The 24155-nt window shown below is 66.6% G+C and carries 27 protein-coding genes; 17 read left to right on the forward strand and 10 right to left on the reverse strand.

Features of this window, described 5'->3' with window-relative positions:
• Positions 1–10: 10 nt before the first annotated feature.
• Both GJV37_RS22470 and GJV37_RS22475 read left to right on the forward strand, forming a co-directional pair.
• Positions 11–289 (forward strand): type II toxin-antitoxin system RelE/ParE family toxin, encoded by a 279-nt coding sequence (locus GJV37_RS22470; protein WP_024766176.1) that lies wholly within the window; start codon positions 11–13, stop codon positions 287–289.
• A gap of 15 nt (positions 290–304) precedes the next feature.
• The gene (locus GJV37_RS22475) at positions 305–592 is read left to right on the forward strand and encodes a HigA family addiction module antitoxin (RefSeq protein WP_037011676.1); all 288 of its coding nucleotides are present in this window, start codon (positions 305–307) and stop codon (positions 590–592) included.
• Between the two features lie 10 nt (positions 593–602).
• Here the strand turns inward: GJV37_RS22475 and GJV37_RS22480 are convergent, their stop codons facing one another.
• Positions 603–1007, reverse strand: a complete 405-nt coding sequence (locus tag GJV37_RS22480; protein WP_024766174.1) for an SRPBCC family protein — start codon at positions 1005–1007, stop codon at positions 603–605.
• A 126-nt stretch (positions 1008–1133) separates the two neighbouring features.
• Between GJV37_RS22480 and GJV37_RS22485 the strand changes: the two genes are divergently transcribed.
• From GJV37_RS22485 to GJV37_RS22520, 8 genes are all read left to right on the forward strand, one after another.
• On the forward strand, positions 1134–1583 hold the full coding sequence (locus GJV37_RS22485; protein ID WP_024766173.1) for a DMT family transporter: 450 nt from the start codon (positions 1134–1136) through the stop codon (positions 1581–1583).
• Between the two features lie 76 nt (positions 1584–1659).
• A complete protein-coding gene (locus tag GJV37_RS22490) occupies positions 1660–2241 on the forward strand; it encodes an NUDIX hydrolase (protein WP_170858924.1) in 582 nt (193 codons plus the stop codon).
• Positions 2238–2777: an isopentenyl-diphosphate Delta-isomerase gene (gene idi / locus GJV37_RS22495; RefSeq protein ID WP_170858923.1), complete on the forward strand. Its 540-nt coding sequence runs from the start codon at positions 2238–2240 to the stop codon at positions 2775–2777. Before GJV37_RS22490 ends, idi begins: the two co-directional genes overlap by 4 nt.
• 82 nt (positions 2778–2859) lie before the next feature.
• Positions 2860–3261, forward strand: coding sequence for a YkgJ family cysteine cluster protein (locus tag GJV37_RS22500; RefSeq protein ID WP_024766170.1), 402 nt, complete (start codon positions 2860–2862; stop codon positions 3259–3261).
• A 64-nt stretch (positions 3262–3325) separates the two neighbouring features.
• The gene (locus tag GJV37_RS22505) at positions 3326–4675 is read left to right on the forward strand and encodes an MATE family efflux transporter (RefSeq protein ID WP_038803363.1); all 1350 of its coding nucleotides are present in this window, start codon (positions 3326–3328) and stop codon (positions 4673–4675) included.
• A 17-nt stretch (positions 4676–4692) separates the two neighbouring features.
• Positions 4693–5736, forward strand: a complete 1044-nt coding sequence (locus GJV37_RS22510; RefSeq protein WP_193452958.1) for a sensor domain-containing diguanylate cyclase — start codon at positions 4693–4695, stop codon at positions 5734–5736.
• 36 nt (positions 5737–5772) lie between these two features.
• On the forward strand, positions 5773–6228 hold the full coding sequence (locus GJV37_RS22515) for a DUF2214 family protein (RefSeq protein WP_024766168.1): 456 nt from the start codon (positions 5773–5775) through the stop codon (positions 6226–6228).
• 122 nt (positions 6229–6350) lie between these two features.
• A complete protein-coding gene (locus GJV37_RS22520) occupies positions 6351–6989 on the forward strand; it encodes a hypothetical protein (RefSeq protein ID WP_024766167.1) in 639 nt (212 codons plus the stop codon).
• Positions 6990–6995: 6 nt separating this feature from the next.
• On the opposite strand, the gene GJV37_RS22525 is transcribed toward GJV37_RS22520, so the two are convergent.
• From GJV37_RS22525 to GJV37_RS22535, 3 genes are read right to left on the reverse strand one after another with little or no spacing between them, the layout of a single operon-like run.
• Positions 6996–7841, reverse strand: coding sequence for an arylamine N-acetyltransferase family protein (locus tag GJV37_RS22525; protein WP_193452959.1), 846 nt, complete (start codon positions 7839–7841; stop codon positions 6996–6998).
• 22 nt (positions 7842–7863) lie between these two features.
• A complete protein-coding gene (locus tag GJV37_RS22530) occupies positions 7864–8358 on the reverse strand; it encodes a cupin domain-containing protein (protein ID WP_024766165.1) in 495 nt (164 codons plus the stop codon).
• Positions 8355–9095, reverse strand: coding sequence for an NAD-dependent epimerase/dehydratase family protein (locus GJV37_RS22535; protein WP_037011683.1), 741 nt, complete (start codon positions 9093–9095; stop codon positions 8355–8357). Before GJV37_RS22535 ends, GJV37_RS22530 begins: the two co-directional genes overlap by 4 nt.
• Before the next feature lie 186 nt (positions 9096–9281).
• Here GJV37_RS22535 and GJV37_RS22540 point away from each other — a divergent pair, with 186 nt between their 5' ends.
• Positions 9282–9842, forward strand: coding sequence for an NADPH-dependent FMN reductase (locus tag GJV37_RS22540; protein ID WP_193452960.1), 561 nt, complete (start codon positions 9282–9284; stop codon positions 9840–9842).
• 159 nt (positions 9843–10001) lie between these two features.
• The gene (locus GJV37_RS22545; RefSeq protein ID WP_193452961.1) at positions 10002–10757 is read left to right on the forward strand and encodes a hypothetical protein; all 756 of its coding nucleotides are present in this window, start codon (positions 10002–10004) and stop codon (positions 10755–10757) included.
• A 4-nt stretch (positions 10758–10761) separates the two neighbouring features.
• Here GJV37_RS22545 and GJV37_RS22550 read toward each other — a convergent pair whose 3' ends face one another.
• Complete coding sequence (locus GJV37_RS22550) at positions 10762–11064, reverse strand: chaperone modulator CbpM (RefSeq protein WP_024766161.1); 303 nt, start codon at positions 11062–11064, stop codon at positions 10762–10764.
• Positions 11061–12026 (reverse strand): curved DNA-binding protein, encoded by a 966-nt coding sequence (gene cbpA / locus GJV37_RS22555; RefSeq protein WP_037011687.1) that lies wholly within the window; start codon positions 12024–12026, stop codon positions 11061–11063. The genes GJV37_RS22550 and cbpA overlap by 4 nt, the downstream gene beginning before the upstream one ends.
• A gap of 262 nt (positions 12027–12288) precedes the next feature.
• Here cbpA and pdxR point away from each other — a divergent pair, with 262 nt between their 5' ends.
• The 4 genes from pdxR to GJV37_RS22575 all read left to right on the forward strand — a co-directional run bounded on the left by pdxR (position 12289) and on the right by GJV37_RS22575 (position 16780).
• Entirely contained in the window at positions 12289–13719 is a 1431-nt protein-coding gene (gene pdxR, locus GJV37_RS22560) for a MocR-like pyridoxine biosynthesis transcription factor PdxR (protein ID WP_170858919.1), read from the forward strand.
• Positions 13720–13875: 156 nt separating this feature from the next.
• Positions 13876–15894, forward strand: coding sequence for a ribonucleoside triphosphate reductase (locus GJV37_RS22565; RefSeq protein ID WP_170858918.1), 2019 nt, complete (start codon positions 13876–13878; stop codon positions 15892–15894).
• A 41-nt stretch (positions 15895–15935) separates the two neighbouring features.
• Positions 15936–16082, forward strand: coding sequence for an anaerobic ribonucleoside-triphosphate reductase (gene nrdD, locus GJV37_RS29690; RefSeq protein WP_024766965.1), 147 nt, complete (start codon positions 15936–15938; stop codon positions 16080–16082).
• Positions 16079–16780 carry an anaerobic ribonucleoside-triphosphate reductase activating protein gene (locus GJV37_RS22575; protein ID WP_170858917.1) on the forward strand — a complete coding sequence of 234 codons (702 nt, stop codon included), beginning with the start codon at positions 16079–16081 and terminating at the stop codon, positions 16778–16780. The genes nrdD and GJV37_RS22575 overlap by 4 nt, the downstream gene beginning before the upstream one ends.
• Positions 16781–17064: 284 nt before the next feature.
• Here GJV37_RS22575 and speA read toward each other — a convergent pair whose 3' ends face one another.
• The 4 genes from speA to GJV37_RS22595 all read right to left on the reverse strand — a co-directional run bounded on the left by speA (position 17065) and on the right by GJV37_RS22595 (position 21552).
• Complete coding sequence (gene speA / locus GJV37_RS22580; protein ID WP_037013811.1) at positions 17065–18978, reverse strand: arginine decarboxylase; 1914 nt, start codon at positions 18976–18978, stop codon at positions 17065–17067.
• A 285-nt stretch (positions 18979–19263) separates the two neighbouring features.
• A complete protein-coding gene (locus GJV37_RS22585; protein ID WP_024766966.1) occupies positions 19264–19635 on the reverse strand; it encodes a translation initiation factor Sui1 in 372 nt (123 codons plus the stop codon).
• 309 nt (positions 19636–19944) lie between these two features.
• Positions 19945–20484, reverse strand: coding sequence for an NUDIX hydrolase (locus GJV37_RS22590; RefSeq protein ID WP_065085527.1), 540 nt, complete (start codon positions 20482–20484; stop codon positions 19945–19947).
• Between the two features lie 3 nt (positions 20485–20487).
• The gene (locus tag GJV37_RS22595) at positions 20488–21552 is read right to left on the reverse strand and encodes a DUF2333 family protein (protein ID WP_024766968.1); all 1065 of its coding nucleotides are present in this window, start codon (positions 21550–21552) and stop codon (positions 20488–20490) included.
• 288 nt (positions 21553–21840) lie between these two features.
• Here GJV37_RS22595 and GJV37_RS22600 point away from each other — a divergent pair, with 288 nt between their 5' ends.
• Positions 21841–23451 (forward strand): GGDEF domain-containing response regulator, encoded by a 1611-nt coding sequence (locus tag GJV37_RS22600; protein ID WP_084358586.1) that lies wholly within the window; start codon positions 21841–21843, stop codon positions 23449–23451.
• Positions 23452–24155 lie beyond the last annotated feature (704 nt).

Below are 24155 nucleotides of genomic sequence, written 5' to 3' on the forward strand. Positions count from 1 at the left end.
CAGTCCAGCGATGATCAGGAGCTTCCGCCACAAAGGGCTGCGCGCCCTTTATCAGTACGGTGATCCTCGCGGCGTGCGGGCTGACCACGTGCCCAAGCTGCAACGCATCCTCGCCGCTCTGGATACAGCCAATGGCCCCAGAGATATGGACCTGCCCGGTTACCGCCTGCATGGACTCAAAGGCTCGTTGGCCGGTTACTGGGCCGTCAATGTCTCGGGCAATTGGCGGGTGATTTTCCGCTTCATCGACAGCGACGCAGAGTTGCTGGACTATCTCGACTATCACTGACCGAAGGAGCAGAGCATGGCGATGCATAATCCGCCTCATCCCGGAGAAGTCCTGCTCGAGGATGTCTTGCCGGAGCTATGCCTGTCCGTGACGGCACTGGCAACCCACCTCGGCATAAGCCGCCCGCACCTGTCCAAGGTTCTCCATGGCCGCGCGCCGATCAGCGCCGACCTGGCCTGGCGCCTGGAGCAGGCGGGCCTGGGGACTGCCCGCCATTGGCTGGCCATGCAGGCCGCATACGACCTCTGGCAGGTCAGCCAGCAAGCTCACCCGCCCATCGCTCGGCTGAAAGCCGTCGCCTGATCCCGCTGATTCACGCCGACTCAAGCAATACCTTGATCGCCTGCAGGTCGCGCTCCACCCACTGCGCATCGCGCTCGAAGGTGGCGTCGTCCATCTGCGGCTGACGCAGCAGGGTCAGCTGCAACTCGCAGCCATCGCCATTGGGGATCAGCCGCAGCGGGATATGAATGGCCGGTGCCTGCTCGGGTAGCACATCGTGGTCCAGCACGCCGAACCCGTTGCGCGGCGAAAAGCGCACGCGCAGGGGCCCCTGGGGTGTCTGCGCCAGCCACAGGTCGCCTTCAAGCGGCGCGATGGCGCTGCACAGCCCGGAAGCCCAGTAAGGAAAGTTATTCGGGTCGGCGAGGAAGTCGTAGGCCGCATCGCGAGTCCGCTCGATGCGGACGCTGAGGACGCGGGAAGCGCGGGTGGCCATGATCGGGACCTCCATCGGGACGGGAGCAATGCTCCGGTCTGGTGCATACTACGCGGCTACATTTCATCGTTCGATCGCAGGACGGCCCTTCGCCGCCCTGCCCGCGAGCCGTTTCTGGAGTTTCCCATGCCTACGCCGCCCTGGTGGATGTTCGTCCTGCCGCTGATCGCCGGCGCCTGCCTGCCGTTGCAGGCGGGCATCAACGGTCAACTGGCCAAGCAAGTGTCCAGCGTACTGGCCGCCGCGCTGATTTCCTTCTTTGTCGGCATGCTCGGCCTGCTCGCGCTGACCCTGGCCAACCGTGAATTCCCCAGCCTCGCAGCGATGCGCGGGATGCCCTGGTGGCAGTGGTGCGGCGGTTTCCTGGGGATGTTCTTCATCTTCATCGCCGCTTTCGCCGCGCCGCGCGTCGGTGCGCTGATGTTCATGGTGCTGGTCCTCGCTGGGCAACTGGGCATGGCGCTGGCCCTGGACCACTTCGGCTGGGCCGGCTTCAAGGAAGCGCCGGTCAGCGCTATGAAGGTCGCCGGCATGGTCGCCATCGCCATCGGTATCTGGATGATCCGCAGGGGCTGAGCGGACCGACGGGCGGGCCCGACAACCAAGCCACACTGGCTATGCTGCTGGGACCCGGACCGTGCCGAGTCACGCCATGGATACACTCCCGCACAGCGACGAGCCGTCGGAATGGCTATTCGGCTCCCGCACCTTCAACCTGCGTCGCGACCGCCTGCGCTGGCCCGGCCGTGACGAGCCGGAAACCGCCTACGTTCTCGAGTACCCGGACTGGGTCAATGCCACGGCGCTGACCCGCGATGGCGAGCTGCTCCTCGTGCGCCAGTACCGCCATGGCGTTCGAGGCTGGGTAGTGGAGCTGCCCGGCGGCTGGGTCAAGCCGGACGACGCCGACCGCGAGCATGCCATTCGGCGCGAGCTTCTGGAAGAGACCGGCTATGTGTTCGACCAGGTCGAGCCGTTGCTGTCGCTCTCACCCAACCCCGGCACCCATGACAACCTGCTGCATGCCTTCCTCGCCACAGGGGGGCAACGCGTACGCGAACCGCAGCCGGACGACGACGAGCACATCGTCGTGCTGACGCTGCCGCTGGCGGAGGTGCAGACGCGCCTGCTGGACGGCTCGCTGCTCGACAACGGCCACCTCAGTTGCCTGCTACTGGGCCTGTTGCGCCTGGGCCGGCTGCGTTTCGGATTCCCCGAGGGAGATCTTGCATGACGGATATCCAGGTGATTCTGGTCGACGAGCACGACAACCCCGTCGGCACACTGGAAAAACTCGAGGCGCACCGACAGGGCCTGCGGCATCGGGCAATCTCGGTCTATCTGTTCAACCCGGCAGGGGAACTGCTGCTGCAACGCCGCGCGCAAGCCAAATACCACTGCGGCGGACTGTGGAGCAACAGTTGCTGCGGTCACCCCTACCCCGACGAAACCGCCCTCGACGCCGCCGAACGCCGGCTGGGCGAGGAGATGGGTGTCCATGCACACCTGCACAAGTTGTTCGAGTTCAGCTACTGCCTGGAGCTGCCCGGCGGCCTCATCGAGAACGAGTACGGGCATATCTTCGCCGCCGTGGACGATCAGCCACCCCAGCCCGATCCGGAGGAGGCCGACGATTTTCGTTACATCACCCTGGCCGACCTGGAAATGGAAATGGCCGCCGCCCCGGACCGCTTCACCCCCTGGTTCCGCCTCTGCTATCCAGCGCTCAACGCCCACCTTCGGGAGCACGGCGGGCTGACGGCACTCTGAGGCCCTTCGTCGAAAGAGCGCGCAATTGCCCTGCCTCACCACTATGATGCGCACCTTTGCAACGCCCCGCCGAATGCCCCCCATGAGAAAACCACCGCTGATCGCCAACGCTGAACTGGACCGCCTGGAAACCTGGGCCAAGTACACCTCGGGCCTGTGCAAGGACTGCAACGCCACCTGCTGCACCATGCCGGCGGAAGTCAACGTCAACGACCTGATCCGGATCGGCGTCGTCGACGAATTCGAGCGCGACGAGCCGGCAAAGAACATCGCCAAACGCTTGCTGAAGGAAGGCATCGTCGAGCGCTTCAACCAGAAGAGCGGCATCTTCACCCTGACCCGCACCAGCAACGGCGACTGCTACTTCCTCGACCGCAAGACCCGCCTCTGCAGTGTCTACGCCAAGCGCCCGGACACCTGTCGCAACCACCCGCAGGTCGGCCCGCGCCCTGGCTACTGCGCCTATCGCAAGAGAGCCGGCTGACCTTCGTCCGCTGAAATCGGTGGCTCCCGGCTCGCTATACTGCGGGCCTGCTCAGGAGCCCCGAATGAATTCCCTGCTCGAAGCCTGGCGGCATTCGCCAACCCACCGCCGTGTCTGGGCGCTCGCCGCGCCGATGATCCTTTCCAACGTCTCCGTGCCGCTGGTTACCCTGGTCGACAGCGCGGTGATCGGTCACCTGCCGCACGCGCACCAACTCGGCGCGGTGGCCGTCGGCGGCGGGCTCTATACCCTGCTGGTGGGCGTACTGGGCTTCCTGCGCATGGGCACCACCGGTTTTGCCGCGCAGGCGACCGGGCGTGACGATGGCGGCGCGCTGCGGCGGATACTCGGCCAGAGTCTCCTGTTGGCCCTGGGTCTGGCGCTGCTGCTCGGCTTGCTGGCGATCCCGCTGACCGGCCCCGTGCTCGCGCTGATGCGCCCCTCCGCAGAGCTGGACTCCCTGGCTCGCGAGTTCTTCCACATCCGCCTGTTCGGCCTGCCGGCAGCGCTGGCCACCTACGCGCTGGTCGGCTGGTTCCTCGGGACGCAGAACGCCCGCGCGCCACTGGCGATCCTGCTGACCACCAACGTCATCAACATCGTTCTCAGCCTCTGGTTCGTGATCGGCCTGGGCTGGGGCGTCGCCGGTGCGGCGAAGGCCTCCGTGCTCGCCGAATGGAGTGGCGCCCTGCTCGGCCTGGCGCTGACCCGCGGGACCCTGGCGCGCTACTCCGGCCAGCCGGACTGGACTCGCCTGCGCGCCTGGGCCAGTTGGCGCCCACTGCTGATGGTCAACCGCGATATATTCATCCGCAGCCTGGCGCTGCAGGGCGTGTTCTTCCTGCTGACGGTGCAGGGCACCCGCCTGGGCGACGCCACGGTGGCCGCCAATGCCTTGCTGCTGAACGGGCTGATGGTCACCTCCTACGCCCTCGACGGACTCGCCCATGCGGTGGAGGCCCTGTGCGGGCACGCCATCGGCAGCCGCGACCGCACCGCGCTGCGTCGTTCGCTGGTGGTCGCCTGCGGCTGGTCACTGATCGCCAGCCTGCTGTTCGTTGCCCTTTTCACCTTCGCCGGGCACCTGTTCATCGCCCTCCAGAGCGACATCCCCGAAGTACGCGCCACCGCCGACCAGTACCTGCCCTACCTCGCCTGCCTGCCGCTGATCGGCATGTGGAGCTATCTGCTCGACGGCCTGTTCATCGGCGCCACCCGCGCCCGCGAGATGCGCAACGCCATGCTGCTCGCCTGTGCCGCCAGCCTGCCGCTGGGCATCGCGCTGCAGGGCTGGGGAAATCACGGTTTATGGCTAACCTTCCTATGCTTCATGTTGCTGCGCGGCGTGATCCTCGCCCTCTACGCCTGGAGGCTCACGCGCCAAGATGCCTGGCAGGTGCCTGCCAGCCCCTGACCAGTTGAGGAGACGCCATGCCGGCTTGTCCCATTCCCGTTGACGAAACCCTGCGTCAGCAGACCCTGGATGAGATGAACCTGCTCGACACCCCGGCCGAGCACTACCTGGACACGCTGGTCCAGCTGACCCAGGACCTGGTGAAGGTCGACACGGTTCTGATCAGCCTGATCGACCAGGACCGCCAGTGGTTCAAGGCCCGCGTCGGCCTCGACGCCAACGAGACGACGCGCGACGTGTCCTTCTGCGGCTACGCGATTCTTGGCGAGGACACCCTGCTGGTACCCGACGCCACCCTCGACGCACGTTTCGCCGACAACCCGCTGGTGCTCGGCCCGCCCTACATCCGCTTCTACGCCGGGCGCCCGCTGCGCGCCGGCAATGGGCAGGCCATCGGCACCCTGTGCATGGTCGACCCGCGCCCGCGCAGCATGCCCCAGGCGCAACAGGCAAATTTCCGCGACCTCGCCACCCTAGCCGAGGGCTACCTGCAACTGCGCACACTGATCCAGAACAACCGCGACCTGCGCGTGGAGATGGACCGCGAACAGCGCAAGGCCCTGCTCGACCCGCTGACCCAGCTGTGGAACCGGGGCGGCCTGCTGACCTTCCAGGAGCGCGAATGCCGGATGGCGCGGGAAAGCCATGCGCAGCTGGGCGTGCTGTATGCCGACCTCGACTTCTTCAAGTCGATCAACGACCAGCATGGCCATGCCGCCGGTGACCAGGTGCTGTGCGAATGTGCCCGACGCCTGCGCGCCGCGCTACGCCCCGACGACCTGCTGGTGCGCCAGGGCGGAGAGGAATTCGTCGCGCTGCTCAAGGTGAAGGACGGCGAGGAATTGCAGCGGGTCGCCGAACGCGTGCGCCAGTTGATCGGCAACGAGCCGGTGCCGTTGGCCAGCGGGCCACTGCCGGTGAGCCTGAGCATCGGCTGCACCCTGCTGGTCGGCGAGGAAGCCGTGGACCAGGCACTGGAACGCGCCGACGCCGCGCTTTACAGTGCCAAGCAGGCCGGACGCAACCGGGTGGTTTTCCACGCGTCATCGGCCCAAGCCTGAATCCCCAATAAGAAGGCCCCATCCGAGGAAGCCTCCATGGCCCAAGCCATTGCCGCGTACCTGCACTACCTGTCGATCTTCATTCTGTTTGCCCTGCTGGTGCTGGAGCACCAGTTGTTCCGCCTGCCCCTGGACCTGTCGCGGGCGCGCAGCCTGGTCATCGTCGACCTCGCCTACGGCGCCTGCGCCGGCCTGGTCCTGTTGACCGGCGCGGCACGCGTGGTGTGGTTCGCCAAGGGCACCGAGTATTACCTGCACAACAGTATCTTCCACGCCAAGATCGGCCTGTTCGTCCTGGTGGCGCTGCTGTCGATCCTGCCAACCATGACCTTCCTCAACTGGCGCAACGAGCTCAAGGCCGGGCGCGTGCCGGCGCCCAGCGAGCGCCAGGCGAAGCGGGTGATCATGACCATCCGCGTCGAACTGCTCGCGCTGCTGATCCTGCCGCTGCTGGCGAGCCTGATGGCGCGCGGTTTCGGGATGATCGGTTGAGCCGAGTCACATGACTCGTGCGGTTTGCCACTTTCCTACATTTGAAAAGGACTGATCCGCTTCAGGCGCTTCCGCGAGGAGTGGATGCTTCTGCGCAGCTACGACTGCCGCAGGCTTCATACATGCCCCACTTCGCCTTCCGCTTCAGTATCCTCCTGGCCTTCGCCGTCCTGGGCGGCTGCGCCAGCGATGAATTCACGCTGGAAGCAGACCTGCCGGGAGACTTCCAACTCCGCGGCGACGCCCAATATCTTCCGTCCCCAGGCGGTACCTGCTCCGGAGCGACGAAGCAGAGCGTCAGTCATCACCTGTTCAATACGCCGGGGCATGCTGCGCGACCCCAGCGCGTCAGTTTCCAGGTGCCACTGATCGCTCGCGCTGACGGCTGCACGCGCCAGCTCAGCCGCATCCAGATCCAGCTCGACGGTGAGTCCGCCTCTCACCCCAACGATGTGGTCCAACCGGACCAGGCCTTCGCCATCCTGTCATTCCGCGATCACCTGCCTGCCTCCGCCTGGGAACCACCGCGCCAAGGAGCGATCATCTTCGATGGCCAATGCCGCTGGCTGTTGCCGCCGGCCGAAGCGGGCAGCACCATCGAGCGGCGACTGCAATGCAGTGCATCAGACCTGCAAGGCCGCTGGTTCGATGCCACGCCGGGCGGTACGCTGCGACGCAGTGACCTGGCGGGCCGGACCGTGCGCCTGGCCATCGGTGCGGCACCCGACGTACCCGCCACCGTCACCGCTTCCGGTCAATAACCCCTCTCAGCTGTTCGGCGGCAACAGTTGCGCAAGCCGCATGCGCAGGGGCTCGATCTCTGCCGGCACGGGCTGCAGGTGGAAGCGCTGGCGCAGGACTGCCAGCAGTTCATCCACATCAGCGATGTTGGACTGCTCGACATCACCTTCCGTCGTCCGCCGGCTGAACTGCCCGTTGAGCAGCGACAACCGTGCGCCCTCTTCGCTCAGCGCCACGCGCAGGGAATTGCGGAACACGCTCTGCGGGTAGGTCGAGGTGTACCAGTTGCGCATGGTGTAATCGGCCCAGTGCTGGGCCCCCAGGGTGAAGCGGTAAAGCGTCTGCCAGCCGGACGCAGAGCGCGTCGCCATTTCCAGCTCTCCATCCGCGCTGCGGCTGATGCGCCAGCCACCGGGCAGCTCCTCATCCACGTGCAACGGCAGGGCGCGCGGCGAGGCCGGGCCGCCAAAGCCGATATCCACCAGATGGGCTCCTTCCTCCAGGTCGACCCGCAGCAGCAGGTGGGTCTGCGGCGTCAGCGGCGCATCCGCCGCAAGCCCCCAGCGCACCCTCGCCACCAGCAGCGTCACCCGGTAATCCAGGCTGGTCAGCAGGCGCGCGAACAGGCTGTTGAGCTCGAAGCAGTAGCCGCCGCGATGACGCTCGACTACCTTCTCGAACACCGCGTCCGGCTCGATCAACACCGGCTTGTCCAGCAGGACGTCGAGGTTCTCGAAGGGCAACCGGTGCAATGCCGCAACGATCAGCCGGTCGAGGTTCTCCAGGGTCGGGGCGGGGCGCTCCGACGACAGGCCAAGGCGCGCCAGGGTGGCATCGAGCTGGGCGGTGTCGAAGGGGGTGAGCGGGGTCATGCGAGTCTCCTTTCGCGAAGCATCAAGGCGTGCTCCGGGCAGTGGGTTCGGGAATCACCAGCGGCCCGCAATTCTCCTCGCTGACGATCACCGCCAGCAGCCGCGCGGGTTCGCTGGCGCTGGGGTTCTCGGCGAAGAGGTGCAGCTCGCGGCTGGGCTCGAACCAGGTTTCCCCCGGTCCGTAAATCTGCGCCGGCAGGCCCTGCATCTGCGAGCGGACCTGGCCGCTGAGCACGATGGCAGTCACCGCGCCGGGATGGCGGTGAGCGGGCGTGAAGCCCCCGGGCGGGAAATCCACCTGCAACGTGGTGACGACCTTGCCGGGCATATCCGCCAGCGGCTCGCAGGAAAGGCGCTTCACCTGCGTAGCCGGCCGCACGTCGGCGGAGTGCCCGCCATGGCTTTCGGCAAGAAGCACCACTGGGCGCGATGCGGGATGCCAGAGCAATGCACCCGCCGCAACAGCTGCCGCCAGCGCCAACCCGATGCGCCACTCGCGGCCCGCGGCCGGATTCATGCCGGTGTCCCCGCCAGGCGAAAGCCCGGCTGCCAGCCAAGCCGGTGGCGGGCCTTGGCAGAGCTGACCTCGACGTCCTGCTCGGCGATGTTGTAGACACCGTGGGCGCCCCACTCCAGCGCCAGCAGCGCGGCACGAGCCGCGTCATCGACATGCACGGATAGCCGCGGATCAGCCGTTTCAGCTCCTGTTCCGGGACCATAGAGCCGGCCGTAGCGCAGCACGATGCCTTCCATCGGTTGGGCGCCGAGCACGGCATTTTCCAGCGCTGCTACGCCGCCGACACTGATGGCGCGCGGGCCTTCGGCGCCAAGGTCCAGCGGTTGCTCCTCGTGCAATGGCTGCTCGCCGGCCCGGTAGGCCCAGGCGATGCTCTGCGCGACCATGCGCTCGACGCCGGCGGCACGCGCAGCCGCCACCAGGTTGGCAGTGCCTTCGCGGCGCACGCGGGCATTGCGCGGCTGGGCGGCGGGCATCTGCGCCGGATCGAGACCGGCGGGCAGATCGGTCAGCTGATGGATCACCCAGCGCGGTCCGAACGCCTGTACGGCGTCCCGCAGACCGTCGCCATCGAAGACATCCAGCACCAGCGCCCGAGCGCCGGCAGCCTCGATGCGAGCGGCGCGCTCGGGCGAGCGGCTCATCGCCAGCACCTCATAGCCACGCTCCAGCAACAAGGGCAGCAGGCGCTGGCCAATGGCACCGCTGGCGCCGGCAAAAAACACTTTCATGCACATGGTGGACCTCGACTCGGGCAATTCAGGACATGGCCTCACTCTAGGAGCGTGATGCCCTACCCCACAGAGCCAAGATCGTGCCGAATGACTGGGACATGCGACCGGCCTTCTTGATCCAGGTCCGGCCAGGACCGCCGGCATCGTCTATAACAAACGACTCAACTACCGCTTTCCCGAGGAGTCGTCATGAGCCAAGTCTTCGATGTTGCCGTGGTCGTCGGCAGCCTGCGCAAGGAATCCCTGAATCGCAAGATCGCCAAGGCATTCGCCGCACTGGCGCCGACCAACCTGAAGCTGGAAATCGTCGAGATCGGCGACCTGCCGCTGTACAACGAAGAGCTCGACGCAGGCGCCCCGCCCGCCAGCTACGCTGCCTTTCGCGAGCGCATCGGCCGAGCCGACGCGGTGCTTTTCGTCACGCCCGAGTACAACCGCTCGGTGCCGGGCGTGCTGAAGAACGCCATCGACGTCGGCTCCCGGCCGTACGGCAAGAGCGCCTGGAACGCCAAGCCCTGCGCCGTGGTCAGCGCATCGCCAGGCGCCATCGGCGGCTTCGGCGCCAACCACCACCTGCGCCAGTCCCTGGTATTCCTCAACATGCCGGTGCTGCAGCAACCCGAGGCCTACCTGGGCGGTGCCGGCGGCTTCTTCGACGAAGCCGGCAAGCTGTCGGAAAAGACCCAGCCCTTCCTGCAGAGCATCATCGACGCCTTCGCCGGCTGGATCGAACAGAACCAGCCACGTTGAACACCGCAGGCTCCGACACTCGCCGGCGCCTTCCCGCCTCACCAATCTGAGCAGCCGGTCGCAGGCCTCTGCTCAGATTGCCCTTCACCGTTGATCCAACTGGCTGCACAGCCTCGCGCACGCCATGGTTCAGGCTCGCCTTTCCCGCCCGGACCATCCATGTTCCCCCGCCACGTCTCGTTCTGCACCCTCGCCCTTGCCCTGTTCGCTGGCTGCACATCGCCGCCGGTGAAGAAGGATATCGATGGTGAAAGCTTCAAGGCCGGGCAGCTGCTACAGAACGATGCCAACCGCGCCGCCAACCTGGCGATGGGCGATAACCTGGAAAGCCTCTCACGGCTGCTGGACAAGCTCTACAAGCGCAACCCGAGGGAGTGGAGGAAAACCGGCGCCCGGTCGCGGGAAGAGGCGCACCAGAACGTGATGGAGGCCATCCTCGAGCAGCGCCCGCTGATCGGCTTGGGCGACAAGCGTTCCGTCGCCGCCCTGCCGGTGGCCTTCGAAATGGAGTTCCAGGGCGATCGCGCCGGCGCCCTGATCTATGGGATCGGCAGCATGCTGATGGAGCTTTATGGCGGCACCACCACCCAGCACCTGCTCAGCGGGCTGAATTCGCAGAAGACCGCCAACGCGGCCTGGAACATCGAGGTCGCCGCCTGGCTGCTGGCCAGCCGGACCGATACCAGTGGCCAACCCTTGCTGCTCTCCAACGAGATCAGTGCCGCCGGGCGCAACCTGTCCTTCGAGCGCGAGTTCGGCCGCATGATCGGGCGTCTGGAGCTGCTCGCCCAAACCAGCGACGAAAGCCTGCGCCGCAGCGGCATCAACTATGTGCAAGGTATCCTCGCCGCGCCGATCATCGGTCTGGTGCAGTTCATCCCGCTGGATGCCGCCACGGCAGCGGCATCGCAGTAGCGGCCTAGTCTTCCAGCAGGCGCGCCAGGCGCTGGCGCAGGTAACGGTTCTCCGCGCGCAGTTCGTCGACTTCGTCCAGCAGCCGGAGCGCCAGCGCGATGCCCGGCCAGTCCAGTTCGAACTCGCGGCGCAGGCGCACGGCACGGCGCACCACGCTGACCGCCTGGTAATCGAAAACCCAGTGCCCTGCGCCTTGCTCACGGGGCTCCACGATGCCCACCTCGACGATTTCGACGAGCACGTCGCGGGGGAGGTTCACCGACTGGCAGAGCTCGTCGAGGTCCACCACCATCACTGTCGTCGTCATGCGCGTTTACCCCATTCGGCACGGGGGTCGAAGGCCGCCTTGGCAGCCAGTTCTTCCCAGAGTTTGCGGGTCGCCTCGTCCGCCGTCTTCGGCATCACCACCTTGAGCACGGCGTAGAGATCGCCGGCGGCGGCATCGCCCTTGTTCGGCAGGCCCTTGCCCTTGATGCGCAGGCGCTGGCCGGCCTGGCTGTTGGCCGGGATGCCGAGGTTGATTCGGCCACCGAGGGTGGGCACTTCCACCTTGGCACCGAGCGCCGCTTCCCAGGGCGCCACCGGTACGGTGACGATGAGGTCGCGGCCATCGACGTCGAACACCGGGTGCGGTACCAGGCGAATCACCAGGTACAGGTCGCCCGCCGGCCCGCCGTTGATACCTGGCGCGCCCTGCCCCTTGAGGCGGATGCGTTCGCCGTCGGCGGTGCCCACGGGGATCTTCACGTTCAGCGACTTGTTCTGCGGCGGCAGCTTGCGACCGTACTCGTCGTAGCTGGGCAGGCTGAAGCTGATCGGCCGGTTCTCGCCGGACAAGGTCTCCTCGAGGAACAGCGGCACCTCCATCTCGATGTCCTGGCCACGGTGCTGGCGCGGTTGGCGAGCGCCACCGAAGCCGCCTTGGGGACCTGCGCGGCCGCCGAAAATCTGCTCGAAGAAGTCGCTGAAGTCCTGCTCGTGCCCTGGCGGCGGGCCGTCGAAGCCTCCGCGCGGTTGCCAGCCAGGGGGCGCCTCGAACTGCGGCCCCTGCGGACCGTAACGACGCAGTTCGTCGTACTCGGCGCGCTTTTCCGGGCTCTTCAGCACTTCGTAGGCCTCGGAGACCTCCTTGAAGTGCGTCTCGGCGTCCGGCTCCTTGCTGACGTCCGGATGGTACTTGCGCGCGAGCTTGCGGTAGGCGGTCTTGATCGCCTTCTCATCGGCGTCGGGTTCGACCCCGAGCGCCGCGTAGTAATCCTTGAATTCCATCGGTAGCGGTCACTCCTCACATGCGTTGGACCTGTCGGCGCCTGGGACACGGGGGATTCGCGCGGGCAGCCGAAGCCGCTGCGCGCACTGCGAGGCGAACAGGTGGAAAAGCGGGTTCTGACCTACCAGATGGAGGCGTCGCGCCCGCTTTTCAACACTGCCTGCAAGCCTAGACGCTGATCCTGCATCGGGTCTGCCGGGACGACTTGATACCGGTCATGGCATAGTCATTTCCCCCACCTACTCACGAACCTTCCAGGCCATGAGCACACCCACCGACTCGTTCCGCCAGCCGCTGGACCCCAGCCATGAGCTGCCGATCTATCGGCAGCTCTATGGGCGCATCCGCGACGCCATCACCCGTGGCGCACTGCGGCCGGGCGAGCGGGTGCCCCCAGTACGAGGGCTGGCCGGCGACCTGGGCGTAGCGCGCGGCACCGTCGAACTGGCCTACCAGTTGCTGACCAGCGAAGGCTACCTGCTAGCGCGCGGGCCGGCCGGCACCGTGGTCTCCCCGCAACTCGCCGGCCGCACGGAGGCTGCCCTGCCCGTCGTCGCCCCCCCTGCGACCGTAGAGCGCAGTCTGCCCGGCCTGATCGCCCACGGCCCAGCCCTGCGGCCGTTCCAGCTCGGCGTGCCGGCACTGGACGCCTTCCCCCGCGCGCTCTGGTCACGCCTGTGCGCACGCCGCCTGCGCCAGCAGGGCGCCTCGATGCTGGCATACCCGGAACCCTGCGGCTACGGCCCGCTGCGCGAGGCGGTGGCGGGCTACCTGGGCATCTCCCGCGGCATCGCCTGCGACCCGGCACAGGTATTCATCTGCGCGGGTTACCAGGGTGCGCTGGACCTGATCAGCCGCACTTTGCTGGAGCCCGGCCAGCGCTTCTGGCACGAGGACCCCGGCTACCCGCGCGGCCGCGAACTGCTGCGCCGCGCCGGCGGCGTGCCGGTGCCGGTCGCGGTGGATGCAGACGGCCTGCGTGTGGAGGACGGCATTGCCCGCGCGCCGGATGCGCGCTTCGCCCTGATCACGCCGTCGCAGCAAAGCCCCACCGGCGTCGCCCTCAGCCTGCCGCGGCGCCTGGCCCTGCTGGACTGGGCGGCGAGCAGCGGCGCCTGGATCGTCGAGGACGACTACGACAGCGAATACCGCTATGCCGGCTTCCCCCTGCCGGCGCTGAAAAGCCTCGACCGCGCAGGCCGCGTGCTCTACACCGGCACCTTCAGCAAGGTGCTCTACCCGGCGCTGCGCCTGGGCTATCTCGTGGTACCGGCGGAACTGGTGGAAGACTTCGTGCGCACCCAGCAGGTATTCACCTCAGGCTGCGCCGAGCTGCTCCAGGCGACCCTCTGCGACTTCATGCAGGAAGGCCATTTCGCCCGTCACCTCAAGCGCACCCGCACGCTTTACGCACTGCGCCGCCAGTGGTTGCGCAGCGCGCTGGAAGATCGCCTCGGCGAGCGCCTGCGCTTCGCCGACACGCCCGGGGGCCTGCACCTGGTCGGCGCGCTGGAACAGGATGACCTCGCCGTCGCCCGTCGCGCCCACGCGGACGGTCTCGGTCTGCAAGCGCTGAACGCCTGGTGCATGGAGGCCAGGCGCGAGCCGGCACTGCTCATGAGTTTCACCAACGTCAGCGACGAGAAGCTCGCAGGACGCCTGGCAGAGCGGTTGGCGCCGTTGCTGGACTGATTCACGCCGAGCGGCGGTCAATACCTCCGATGGCGAAACCTGGCTGACAGGTGACGTTGACCGAGGTCAATTTTCCTTCAGACGAAGTCGTTAGATTTCCACAACATCTTGTTGTCTCGAATAAATCGAGACACATCATGTTGTGGAATCCAGCCAATGCCTCTGACACGGACCGCCCCCCTTCCCGCCAGCCTGCGCAAGCGCAATGGCAACGCCGTAGTCTTCGACCCGAGCAAGATCGAACGCGCCATTGCCGCCGCCGGCGACGCCAGCGGCGAGTTCTCCGCGCCCCACGCTCAGGAGCTGACCCGCCGCGTGCTGGCGCGCCTGCCGGCGCAGAATGATCTCGACGTGGAACAGGTGCAGGACGTGGTCGAGCGCGCCCTGATGGAAGCCGGCCACTACCCCACCGCGCGCGCCTACATCGTCTACCGCGAACGCCACGGACGCCTGCGGCGCGAGCGCAAGACGCTGGTGGATGTCGCCGCTTCGATGAACGAATACCTGTCGCGCGAAGACTGGCGGGTGCGCGCCAACGCCAACCAGGGTTACTCCCTGGGCGGGCTGATCCTCAACGTGTCGGGCAAGGTCACCGCCAACTACTGGCTGGACGAGGTGTACAGCGAGGGCATCGCCGTCGCCCACCGCGAGGCGGACCTGCACATCCACGACCTCGACATGCTCGCCGGCTACTGCGCCGGCTGGTCGCTGCGCACCCTGCTCAGCGAAGGCCTGAACGGTGTACCGGGGCGGGTCGAGGCAGGGCCGCCGAAGCACCTGTCCAGCGCGCTGGGGCAGATGGTCAACTTCCTCGGCACACTGCAGAACGAGTGGGCCGGCGCCCAGGCCTTCAGCTCCTTCGACACCTACCTCGCGCCCTATGTGCGCAAGGACGGCCTGAGTTATCAACAGGTGCGCCAGGCGCTGCAGGAGTTCATCTACAACCTCAACGTGCCGTCGCGCTGGGGCACCCAGACGCCCTTCACCAACCTGACCTTCGACTGGGTCTGCCCGGAAGACCTGCGCGAGCAGGTTCCCTACGTCGGCGGCGTGGAGATGCCGTTCGCCTACGGTGACCTGCAGGCCGAGATGGACCTGATCAACCGCGCCTACATCGAAGTGATGCAGGCCGGCGACGCCCACGGCCGGGTGTTCACCTTCCCGATCCCGACCTACAACATCACCCACGATTTCCCCTGGGACAGCGACAACGCCACGCGCCTCTTCGAGATGACCGCGCGCTACGGCCTGCCGTACTTCCAGAACTTCCTCAATTCGGACATGCAGCCCAACCAGGTGCGCTCCATGTGCTGCCGCCTGCAACTGGACGTGCGCGAGCTGCTCAAGCGCGGCAATGGGCTGTTCGGCTCGGCGGAGCAGACCGGTTCGCTGGGCGTGGTGACCCTCAACTGCGCGCGCCTGGGCTATCGCCATCGCGGCGACGCTGCCGCCCTCTACGCCCAGCTCGACTACCTGCTGGAGCTGGCCTTCGACAGCCTGGAGGTCAAGCGCAAGGTCATCCAGCAGCACATGGATGCCGGGCTCTACCCGTACACCAAACGTTACCTCGGCACCCTGCGCAATCACTTCTCCACCATCGGTGTGAACGGCCTGCACGAGATGGTGCGCAACTTCACCGGTGACCGCGAAGGCCTGCACACCGAGTCCGGCCGGCAGATCGCACTGGAGCTGCTGGACCATGTACGGGCGCGACTGGTGCGCTTCCAGGAAGACAGCGGCCACCTCTACAACCTCGAAGCCACCCCGGCCGAAGGCACCACCTACCGCTTCGCCCGCGAGGACCGCAAGCGCCACGCCGGCATCCTCCAGGCCGGCACGCCGGATGCGCCCTACTACACCAACTCCTCGCAGTTGCCGGTGGGCCTCACCGACGATCCGTTCGAGGCGCTGGAGCTGCAGGACGCGCTGCAGTGCAAGTACACCGGCGGCACCGTGCTGCACCTGTACATGGCCGAACGCATCTCCAGCGCCGAGGCCTGCAAGACCCTGGTGCGCACCGCCCTCGGGCGCTTCCGCCTGCCCTACCTGACGGTGACGCCGACCTTCTCCATCTGCCCCGTACACGGCTACCTCGCCGGCGAACACGAGTTCTGCCCGAAGTGCGACGCAGCCGCGCTGCAGAAGGCCGCGCCCAAGAGCTGCTGTGGCGGCTGATCCTCCGTTCACTTTCATCCCCGCAAAAAGGAGCACTACCGATGACCGCGAACCAATTGCCCGAAAGCCAGCGCCAGCGCTGCGAGGTGTGGACCCGCGTAATGGGTTATCACCGCCCGGTGTCGGCCTTCAACGCCGGCAAGCAATCCGAGCACCGCGAGCGCCGCCACTTTCGCGAGACGCGATGAGCGCCACGCTCAGGGTCGGGGGCCTGGTGCCCCTGACCACCCTCGACTATCCCGGCCTGCTCGCCTGCGTGCTGTTCTGCCAGGGCTGCGCGTGGCGCTGCCGGTACTGCCACAACCCGGGGCTGATCCCGGCGCGGGGCCCAGCGGAAATCCACTGGGACGACATCCTCGCCTTCCTCCGTCGTCGCCAGGGATTGTTGCAGGGCGTCGTCTTCAGCGGCGGCGAAGCAACGTTGCAGAACGCCCTGCCCGATGCCATGGCGAACGTGCGCGAGATGGGGTTTCGCATCGGCCTGCACAGCGCCGGTATCCGTCCGGATTCCCTTGCCCGTGCACTGCCCCAGGCAGACTGGGTCGGGTTCGACGTGAAGGGGCTGGCCGAGGACATGGACGCCATCACCGGCGTAAAACGCAGTGGACTAGCCAACTGGCGCAGCCTGGAACTGTTGCTGGAGAGCGGCGTGAACCACGAATGCCGGACGACCGTGCATTGGCAGTTGTTCGATCTGGATAAACTCCGGCGCCTGGCCCTGCGCCTGCGCGGAATGGGTGTGGAAAACTTCGTGGTGCAACTGGCCCGCAACGGGCGGCAGCTCGATCCACAGTTGCTCGCTAGTCCTGCGCCCCACGGTGCCAAGGATTTCTGGCGAGAGTTGGAAGCGCTTTTCCCGCACTTCGAGTTGCGCCAGGACAGCTAGGAACCACGGCCAACTTCCGGGAGCTCCGGGCGAGCACATCCCCCTCACCCCAGCCCTCTCCCGCTGAGGGTGAGGGCAACCCCGAACGCCAATATCCCGCAGCGGCACAGAATCTTCTGTAGGAACGAGGGGGACGCCCAGTGCTTGCTCGCGAACGCCCCCCTGCTGCGGACGTCGGTTCGCGAGCAAGCTCGCTCCTACAACGGACCCGCGGCGTTAGTAATTCGCAGGCAAAGAAAAGCCCCGCCGAAGCAGGGCTGTTGCTTACGCGGACCGCCAAGTCATCAGGACGACAGGTAAGCCGACCGGGTCAACCCCAGACGCAGGGCGTCGAGGAATTGCGTGCGCTCGCGCACGGTGAGCTTGGCCCCGGCCACCTTGTCGCGGTAGTGGGTCATCAGCTCCTCGGGCGACAGGTGCACGTAGCGCAGCATGTCCTCGATGGTGTCGTGGGTCTCGATGCCGGCGTGGTAGTAGCTGCCGTCGGCGTTCTGGTAGACGTTCACCGAATCGGTATCGCCGAACAGGTTGTGCATGTCGCCGAGGATTTCCTGGTAGGCGCCGACCAGGAAGGTGCCGATCAGGTAGTCCTCGCCTTCCTTCACATCGTGCACCGGCATGCTGGTCTCGATGCTCTGCTCGTCGACGTATTGAGTGATCTTGCCGTCGGAGTCGCAGGTCAGGTCCTGCAGCACCGCGCGGCGGGTCGGCTCCTCGCCCAGGCGGTGGATCGGCAGGATCGGCAGCACCTGGCCGATGGCCCAGGTGTCGGGCAGGCTCTGGAACACCGAGAAGTTGCAGATGTACTTGTCGGCCAGCTTGTCGTTCAGCTCGTCGAGCACCTGGCGGTGCGAACGCTGATGTGCCTTGAGCTGGTTGTGCAGGCGGCGGCAGATGGCGAAGTAGCACTGCTCGGCCAGGGCCTTCTGCGCCAGGCTGATCTTGCCCTCGGCGTACTGCGCAGCGGCGTCGCTCATGTAGTGGGTGGCGCGCCAGTAGGTCTCGGTGACCATCTCGGCATCGGTCGGGCCGAGCAGGTCGGCCAGCCACTGGACGATCTCCGGCTGCTCGGCGAGGTCGGTGATCTTCGGCACTTCGTCGTTATGGCGCTCGACGTCGGTGACCTGGGTGATCAGCACCGCGTGGTGCGCGGTCAGCGCGCGGCCGCTCTCGGAAAAGATGTGCGGGTGCGGCAGGCCTTGCGCGTCGCAGAATTCCTTGAGCATGCCCACCACCACACCGGCGTAGTCGTCGATGTCGTAGTTGATCGAGCTGGCGTTGCGCGAGTGGGTGCCGTCGTAGTCCACGCCCAGGCCGCCGCCCACGTCCACGTGGTCCACCGGCAGGCCGAGGGCACGCAGTTCGCCGTAGTAGCGGATGGCTTCCTTGAAGCCGTGCTGGTAATCGGCCAGGTTGGCGATCTGCGAGCCCATGTGGAAGTGCAGCAGGCGCACGCCCTGGTCCAGGCCGGCGGCGCGGAAGCGCTCGACCACCGACAGCAGCTGCGCGGCGGACAGGCCGAACTTGGCCTTCTCGCCGCCGGTATCGGCCCACTTGGAGGACGCCAGCGAGGACAGGCGCACGCGCAGGCCGACCTGGGGCAGCACGCCGATCACGGCGGCTTCCTCGATCACCAGCTGCACCTCGGATTCCTTCTCGATCACGATGAACACGTTGTGGCCGAGCTTCTGCCCCATCAGCGCCAGCTTGATGAACTCGCGATCCTTGTAGCCATTGCAGACGATGGTGCCGCCCTTGGGCGCCAGCGCCAGCACGGCCATCAGCTCGGGCTTGGAACCTGCTTCCAGGCCGATGGAGACGTTCTGCGTGGCGATGATGCTTTCCACCACCGCTTCCTGCTGGTTCACCTTGATCGGGTACAGCGCGGTGTAACGGCTGGTGTATTCCAGACGCGCGATATTGGCATCGAAGGCGCCGGTGAGCTTGCGCACGCGGTCCTGCAGGATGTCCGGGAAACGCACCAGCAGCGGCAGCGACAGGCCGGCCTCGCGCAGCTGCTCGACCAGCCCGTGCAGATCGATCGGCTGGGCATCAGCGCCCTGCGGGCGAACTTCCACGTTACCGGCGTCGTTGATGGCGTAGTAGCCAGCGCCCCAGTGGCGAATTCCGTAGATGCTGCGGCTGTCTGCCACGGTCCAGTTGCTGCCGTCGTCTTTGCGGGTCCGTCTAGCGGCCATGCGGGGTGGTCTCCTCAAGTAGCACGAATGAATTGCGCGAATGTGTGCAGGCGCCCGCCCGGCGTGCGGGTGAGTCGTCAAAGCCTGGTGGTGTAAACCTAGCCGGGCCTCGTGACGTTGCCGTGTTGACCGCCGGGGTTGGCGGTAAGTTTAGGAAAATCCGACGACACGCCCAGGGCGCGCCGATAAATCTCCCATCTAGGGAAAGGGCTTGCCGGCAATGCACGCAACGCACATCGCCTGGAACCCCTTCTCTGCAGAGGAGAATCGTTCGGGAGAGACGGCTCAGCCGCCGGATTTCTTCGCCTTGAGGCCGCGTTTGGTCAGCTCTTCGAGCAGCAGGTCGACGTGGTCGCCCTGGATTTCGATGATGCCGTCCTTCAGCGCGCCACCCGTGCCGCAGCGCTTCTTCAGCGCGGTCGCCAGGTCTTTCAGCGCATCGGCCGCCAGCGGCACGCCGGTCACCGTGGTCACGGTCTTGCCACCGCGGCCCTTGGTTTCACGACGCACGCGAGCGATGCCATCGCCGGCCGGAATCTCGGCCTGCTTGCAGATGCACGCGCCAACGGGCTGATTGCAGTCCGGGCAGTGCCGGCCGGAATCAGTGGAGTAGACGAGCCCGCCGAGGGCGGACAGGGAGGATGCTTTCTTGACCACCGGGCGTTTCCCCAGGATTGGCCTCTTCGGGCCAGGTCAACGAATGGCCGGCGGGTGCCGACCGCGACGCCCCACTCAGGCAGGGGCTGCGCAATTCCCGGCGGAGGACCCTGCCGGAAAGGTCGCGCAATTTAGCAGCATTGGAGGCAAATGCTAAGAGCGAAAATGCGTCATTGATCGGTGGTTTGGCGACATGCCCAACCCAACCGGAGTCTTGGGGTGCCTGTAGGAGCGAGCCTGCTCGCGAACAAACCCCGCAGCGGGGCTCAGTTCGCGAGCAAGCTCGCTCCTACGAAAAGCAACCCGACGTCAGAAACTGACCAGGTACTTGCGCAACGCCGCCAGCGAATCCGGGCAATAAGGTGTGCCCGCCTTGGCCTCGGCCAGCGCCTGGTGCGGGTCGATGAATTTCGCTTCCAGCACTTCCTCGGGCTGCAATGTCAGAGGCGCATCGGAAACGGCGGAGAACACCGCGCACCAGAGGCGGTTGTCCGGCTGGTCGAAGAAGAACGTGCCGTGGGGACGCAACTCGACGCCGGCGATGCCCAGCTCTTCCTCCAGCTCGCGGGCGGCGGACTCGGCGTAGCTTTCCTCGGCCTGGACCATGCCGCCGGCTGCCGGGTCCCAGTAGCCGGGGTAGACCGCCTTGCTCAGGGTACGGCGGTGCACGCACAGCTCGCCGGCAGAGTTGAACAGCAGGATGAAGGTGCCCCGGCCGATCAGCCCGCGCGCGCGCAGTTCGGCGCGCGGCAGGCTGCCCAGCAACTGGTCGTCATCGTCGACCCAGGCGATCTTCTCGGCGTCCGAGGCCGCCCGGTGGGCGGCCTCCTTGCGGCTGATGCCTTCCATCGATCAGCCCTGGGCCAGCAGCTGGCGCAGGTCGATGATCGCGGCGTTGGCGCGGGAGATGTAGTTGGCCATCACCAGCGAGTGGTTGGCCAGCACGCCAAAGCCGCTGCCGTTGAGGACCATCGGGCTCCACAGCGGCGCCTCGGCGGCCTCCAGTTCACGGATGATCTGGCGCACGCTGACGGTAGCGTTCTTCTTCGCCAGCACGTCGGCGAAGTCCACCTCGATGGCACGCAGGATGTGCGACAGCGCCCAGGCCTGGCCACGGGCTTCGTAGAACACGTTGTCGATCTGCATCCAGGGGGTTTCCTGGACCACTTCCTCGACCTGCGGCGCCTGGCCGGGCGCGACCGGCTGCATCGGCGTGATGTTGGTGTTCAGCTTGACCCGGCCAACGCTGGCCGAGAGGCGCTGGGACAGCGAGCCCAGGCGGGTGGAGACGTCACCCAGCCAGTTGTTCAGGCTGTCGGCGCGGGCGTAGAACTGCGCGCCGGCCGGATCGGCGGACAGGCGGCCGAGGTAGCGGTCCAGGGACTTGATGCCTTCGGCGTACTCGGACTCCGAGGACGGCAGCGCCCAGCTCTTGTTGTCGAAGTTGAAGCGCGGCTCGGCGCGCGCCAGGTCGGCGTCCTCGGTGGACTGCGACTGGGAGCGGGCGAAGTCCTTGCGCAGCGCGCGGGACAGGTCGCGCACCTGGACCAGGGCGCCATATTCCCAGCTGGGCATGTTGTCCAGCCAGACGCCCGGCGGGAAGATGTCGTTGGACAGGTAGCCGCCCGGCTTGTTGAGGATGGTGGCGACCACTTCCTTGAGGGTTTCCACCGTGGTGTAGCCCACCACCATCTGCCGGCCGGCGCGCTCGGCGGCGGCCTGGGCGTTCTGCTGCACGGGGAACAGATCCGGTTCCTGGCTCCAGTACCAGCCGATCACCCCGCAGACCACCAGGTAGGCACCCAGCAGGCCGCCCAGCACGCGACCCAGCCAGGGGCCGCCGAAGTAGGCGCGTGCATTGTCTACCGTGTCATCCACGCGATCACGCACGGAGCCGCGTTTCTTCCAGTTCCACATGGCAAGTTCCTTGATGTCCCGAATTCGAAGATAGCTTGGACCCACAACCGGCCCCAGGGTGCCGCGATTTTAGGCCTCGCTGCGCAAGCATGCCGCACCCGGGCAGGCCAGCGCAGCCTACCCTGCGCATGGTGCTAGGTAATGGTGCGAATTACAAAGCTTGAGATGTTTGACCGAAGGCACTGTTATTGCCATCAAGGATTGGTAGCATAGGGCCATCAGTGTGTATCACGGCGGAAACATATTCGCCCCGCAGGCCGCCGGTACGGCCCTATAAAGAAGCGCGCGATGACCGAGCTCGACGATCCATCCCTCGACCGCCTCAAGCATCACTTCGCCCAGCGGGTGATACACCAGGCCCGCCACCTGCTGGAGGTCTGGCAGCGCCTGTCGCGCTCGGAGTGGAACAGCGCCGGCATGGCCGAGCTGGCCGAGGCCTGCCTGCGCCTGCAGCGCTATGCCGAACGCTTCGAGCAGGCCGAGCACGCCGACCTCGCCAAGGCCATCGACCAATGCCTGCGCGCCGTGCAGGACAACCGCGGGCGCCTCTCCAGCGAGCTGATCACCGAGCTGAACCGGCTGATGCAGCGCCTGTCGCGCACCGGCCTGCGCCATGGCGACCAGTTCGAACATACCCACCTGCCACCGCTGCGCAAGCCGGTCTACCTGGCCCTGCAGGACCTTGAGCGCGCTGAGCGCCTGGCCCAGCAGCTGGAATTCTTCGGCATGGCCGCGCAGCCCTGCGAGCATGCCAACGCCTTCCGTGCCGCCATGGCCGACCGCCATCCGGCAGCCATCGTCATGGAAATCGACTTTGCCAACGGCCAGGGCCTGGCCCTGGCCGACGAAGCCCAGGCCGGCCTCAAGCAGAAGCTGCCGGTGCTGTTCTTCAGCCATGAGGAAACCGACACCCCGACCCGCCTGGCGGCTGCCCGCGCCGGTGGCCAGGACTTCTTCAGCGGCGCCCTGGACGCTTCCGGCCTGCTGGAGAAGATCGAGACGCTGACCCGCGTGGCGCACTACGAGCCGTTCCGCGTGCTGATCGTCGACGACTCCCGCGCCCAGGCCGCGCACACCGAGATGGTCCTCAACAGCGCCGGCATCGTCACCCGCGCCCTTACCGCGCCGCTGTCGGTGATGGCCGAGCTGGCCGAGTTCCAGCCGGACCTGATCATCCTCGACATGTACATGCCCGAGTGCCTGGGCACCGAGCTGGCCAAGGTGATACGCCAGCACGAGCGCCATGTCAGCGTGCCGATCATCTACCTGTCCGCCGAGGACGACCTGGACAAGCAGCTGGACGCCATGAGCGAAGGCGGCGACGACTTCCTCACCAAGCCGATCAAGCCGCGCCACCTGATCGCCACCGTGCGCAACCGCGCCGCCCGCGCCCGCAGCCTCAAAGCGCGGATGGTGCGCGACAGCCTGACCGGCCTGTACAACCACACCCATACCCTGCAGCTGCTGGATGACGCTCGCTTCCGCGCCCGCCGCGACGAGCGCCCGCTGACCTTCGCGATGCTCGATATCGACCACTTCAAGCGGGTCAACGACACCTACGGCCACCCCATGGGCGACCGGGTGATCAAGAGCCTGGCGCTGTTCCTCAAGCAGCGCCTGCGCAAGACCGATCACATCGGCCGCTACGGCGGCGAGGAATTCGCAGTGGTGCTGCCGGACACCGACGCCGAGTCGGCGCGCAAGGTACTGGAGGAAATCCGCCAGCGCTTCGCCGAGATCCACTATCCGGCGCAGCCCCATGACCTCTCCTGCACCTTCAGCTGCGGCATCGCCGAACTCGGCGAGGAGATGGACATCAAGACCCTCGCCAAGCAGGCCGACGAGGCGCTGTACACCGCCAAGCACGGTGGCCGCAATCGCGTCGAGGTCTTCAAGTAACACCCGGCAGTGGCAGCGCGGCGCTCTGCCGCGACACATTCCGACCAAATGATGGCACCGTGTCATCAGCCGGTAACCAAACTGCAATAGGTTCAGGGCTCGCCGTTTTTTCGCTGTCGGTCGTGACCTGCCATGCGCCTCAAGCTGCTCACCAACCTCAACACCGTCCTGCTCCTGCTCGTGTGTCTCGCGCTGGGCGCCACCCTGTGGTGGTCGCAACGCGCGCTGGAGCGCCCCTTCACGCTGATGGACCGCTACCTGGAACTCTCCCAGGGCTTCGAGCGCAAGGTGGCGCAGAACATCCAGGCGTACCTCGCCAGCGGCGACGCACTCAAGCAGAAAGCCGCGCAGCAGGCATTGGACGAACTGGCCGCGGAGCTGCCGCAACTGCCGGACAGCCTCAGCCAATTGCTCGGCCAGAGCCTCGACGAACTGCACCAGTTCAGCGGCAACCAGTTGCTCGCCGCCGGCAAGCTGGCGGGTGATCCGCAGGGTCTGCTGCTGCAGGCCGAGCGTGACCTGCTGGCCGCGCTGGACCAGCTCGGCACCTATGCCGACGCCAGCCAGAACCCTACCGCCGCCGAGTACCGTACCCCGCTACTGCAGGCCGGCCTGCACCTGACACGCCTGGCCCACGCGCGCGCCAAGCTGGTGGAAAGCGGCAACCCGGCGCTGGCCGAGGATATCCAGCGCGAGCTGGAAAC

The organism is Pseudomonas nitroreducens (genome assembly GCF_010994165.1).
GTDB lineage: Bacteria > Pseudomonadota > Gammaproteobacteria > Pseudomonadales > Pseudomonadaceae > Pseudomonas > Pseudomonas nitroreducens.

Bases quoted from the DNA above. Each gene is read 5' to 3' on its own strand.
- GJV37_RS22505 (WP_038803363.1), top strand. From the start codon at position 3,326: ATGAATTCCCTGCTCGAAGCCTGGCGGCATTCGCCAACCCACCGCCGT.
- GJV37_RS22520 (WP_024766167.1), top strand. From the start codon at position 6,351: ATGCCCCACTTCGCCTTCCGCTTCAGTATCCTCCTGGCCTTCGCCGTC.
- GJV37_RS22500 (WP_024766170.1), top strand. From the start codon at position 2,860: ATGAGAAAACCACCGCTGATCGCCAACGCTGAACTGGACCGCCTGGAA.
- nrdD (WP_024766965.1), top strand. From the start codon at position 15,936: ATGACCGCGAACCAATTGCCCGAAAGCCAGCGCCAGCGCTGCGAGGTG.
- GJV37_RS22510 (WP_193452958.1), top strand. From the start codon at position 4,693: ATGCCGGCTTGTCCCATTCCCGTTGACGAAACCCTGCGTCAGCAGACC.
- pdxR (WP_170858919.1), top strand. From the start codon at position 12,289: ATGAGCACACCCACCGACTCGTTCCGCCAGCCGCTGGACCCCAGCCAT.
- GJV37_RS22525 (WP_193452959.1), bottom strand. From the start codon at position 7,841: ATGACCCCGCTCACCCCCTTCGACACCGCCCAGCTCGATGCCACCCTG.
- GJV37_RS22490 (WP_170858924.1), top strand. From the start codon at position 1,660: ATGGATACACTCCCGCACAGCGACGAGCCGTCGGAATGGCTATTCGGC.
- GJV37_RS22545 (WP_193452961.1), top strand. From the start codon at position 10,002: ATGTTCCCCCGCCACGTCTCGTTCTGCACCCTCGCCCTTGCCCTGTTC.
- GJV37_RS22540 (WP_193452960.1), top strand. From the start codon at position 9,282: ATGAGCCAAGTCTTCGATGTTGCCGTGGTCGTCGGCAGCCTGCGCAAG.
- GJV37_RS22535 (WP_037011683.1), bottom strand. From the start codon at position 9,095: ATGTGCATGAAAGTGTTTTTTGCCGGCGCCAGCGGTGCCATTGGCCAG.
- GJV37_RS22590 (WP_065085527.1), bottom strand. From the start codon at position 20,484: ATGGAAGGCATCAGCCGCAAGGAGGCCGCCCACCGGGCGGCCTCGGAC.
- GJV37_RS22475 (WP_037011676.1), top strand. From the start codon at position 305: ATGGCGATGCATAATCCGCCTCATCCCGGAGAAGTCCTGCTCGAGGAT.
- GJV37_RS22485 (WP_024766173.1), top strand. From the start codon at position 1,134: ATGCCTACGCCGCCCTGGTGGATGTTCGTCCTGCCGCTGATCGCCGGC.
- cbpA (WP_037011687.1), bottom strand. From the start codon at position 12,026: ATGGAATTCAAGGATTACTACGCGGCGCTCGGGGTCGAACCCGACGCC.
- GJV37_RS22550 (WP_024766161.1), bottom strand. From the start codon at position 11,064: ATGACGACGACAGTGATGGTGGTGGACCTCGACGAGCTCTGCCAGTCG.
- GJV37_RS22515 (WP_024766168.1), top strand. From the start codon at position 5,773: ATGGCCCAAGCCATTGCCGCGTACCTGCACTACCTGTCGATCTTCATT.
- GJV37_RS22565 (WP_170858918.1), top strand. From the start codon at position 13,876: ATGCCTCTGACACGGACCGCCCCCCTTCCCGCCAGCCTGCGCAAGCGC.
- GJV37_RS22595 (WP_024766968.1), bottom strand. From the start codon at position 21,552: ATGTGGAACTGGAAGAAACGCGGCTCCGTGCGTGATCGCGTGGATGAC.
- GJV37_RS22600 (WP_084358586.1), top strand. From the start codon at position 21,841: ATGACCGAGCTCGACGATCCATCCCTCGACCGCCTCAAGCATCACTTC.
- idi (WP_170858923.1), top strand. From the start codon at position 2,238: ATGACGGATATCCAGGTGATTCTGGTCGACGAGCACGACAACCCCGTC.
- GJV37_RS22575 (WP_170858917.1), top strand. From the start codon at position 16,079: ATGAGCGCCACGCTCAGGGTCGGGGGCCTGGTGCCCCTGACCACCCTC.
- GJV37_RS22480 (WP_024766174.1), bottom strand. From the start codon at position 1,007: ATGGCCACCCGCGCTTCCCGCGTCCTCAGCGTCCGCATCGAGCGGACT.
- GJV37_RS22470 (WP_024766176.1), top strand. From the start codon at position 11: ATGATCAGGAGCTTCCGCCACAAAGGGCTGCGCGCCCTTTATCAGTAC.
- speA (WP_037013811.1), bottom strand. From the start codon at position 18,978: ATGGCCGCTAGACGGACCCGCAAAGACGACGGCAGCAACTGGACCGTG.
- GJV37_RS22530 (WP_024766165.1), bottom strand. From the start codon at position 8,358: ATGAATCCGGCCGCGGGCCGCGAGTGGCGCATCGGGTTGGCGCTGGCG.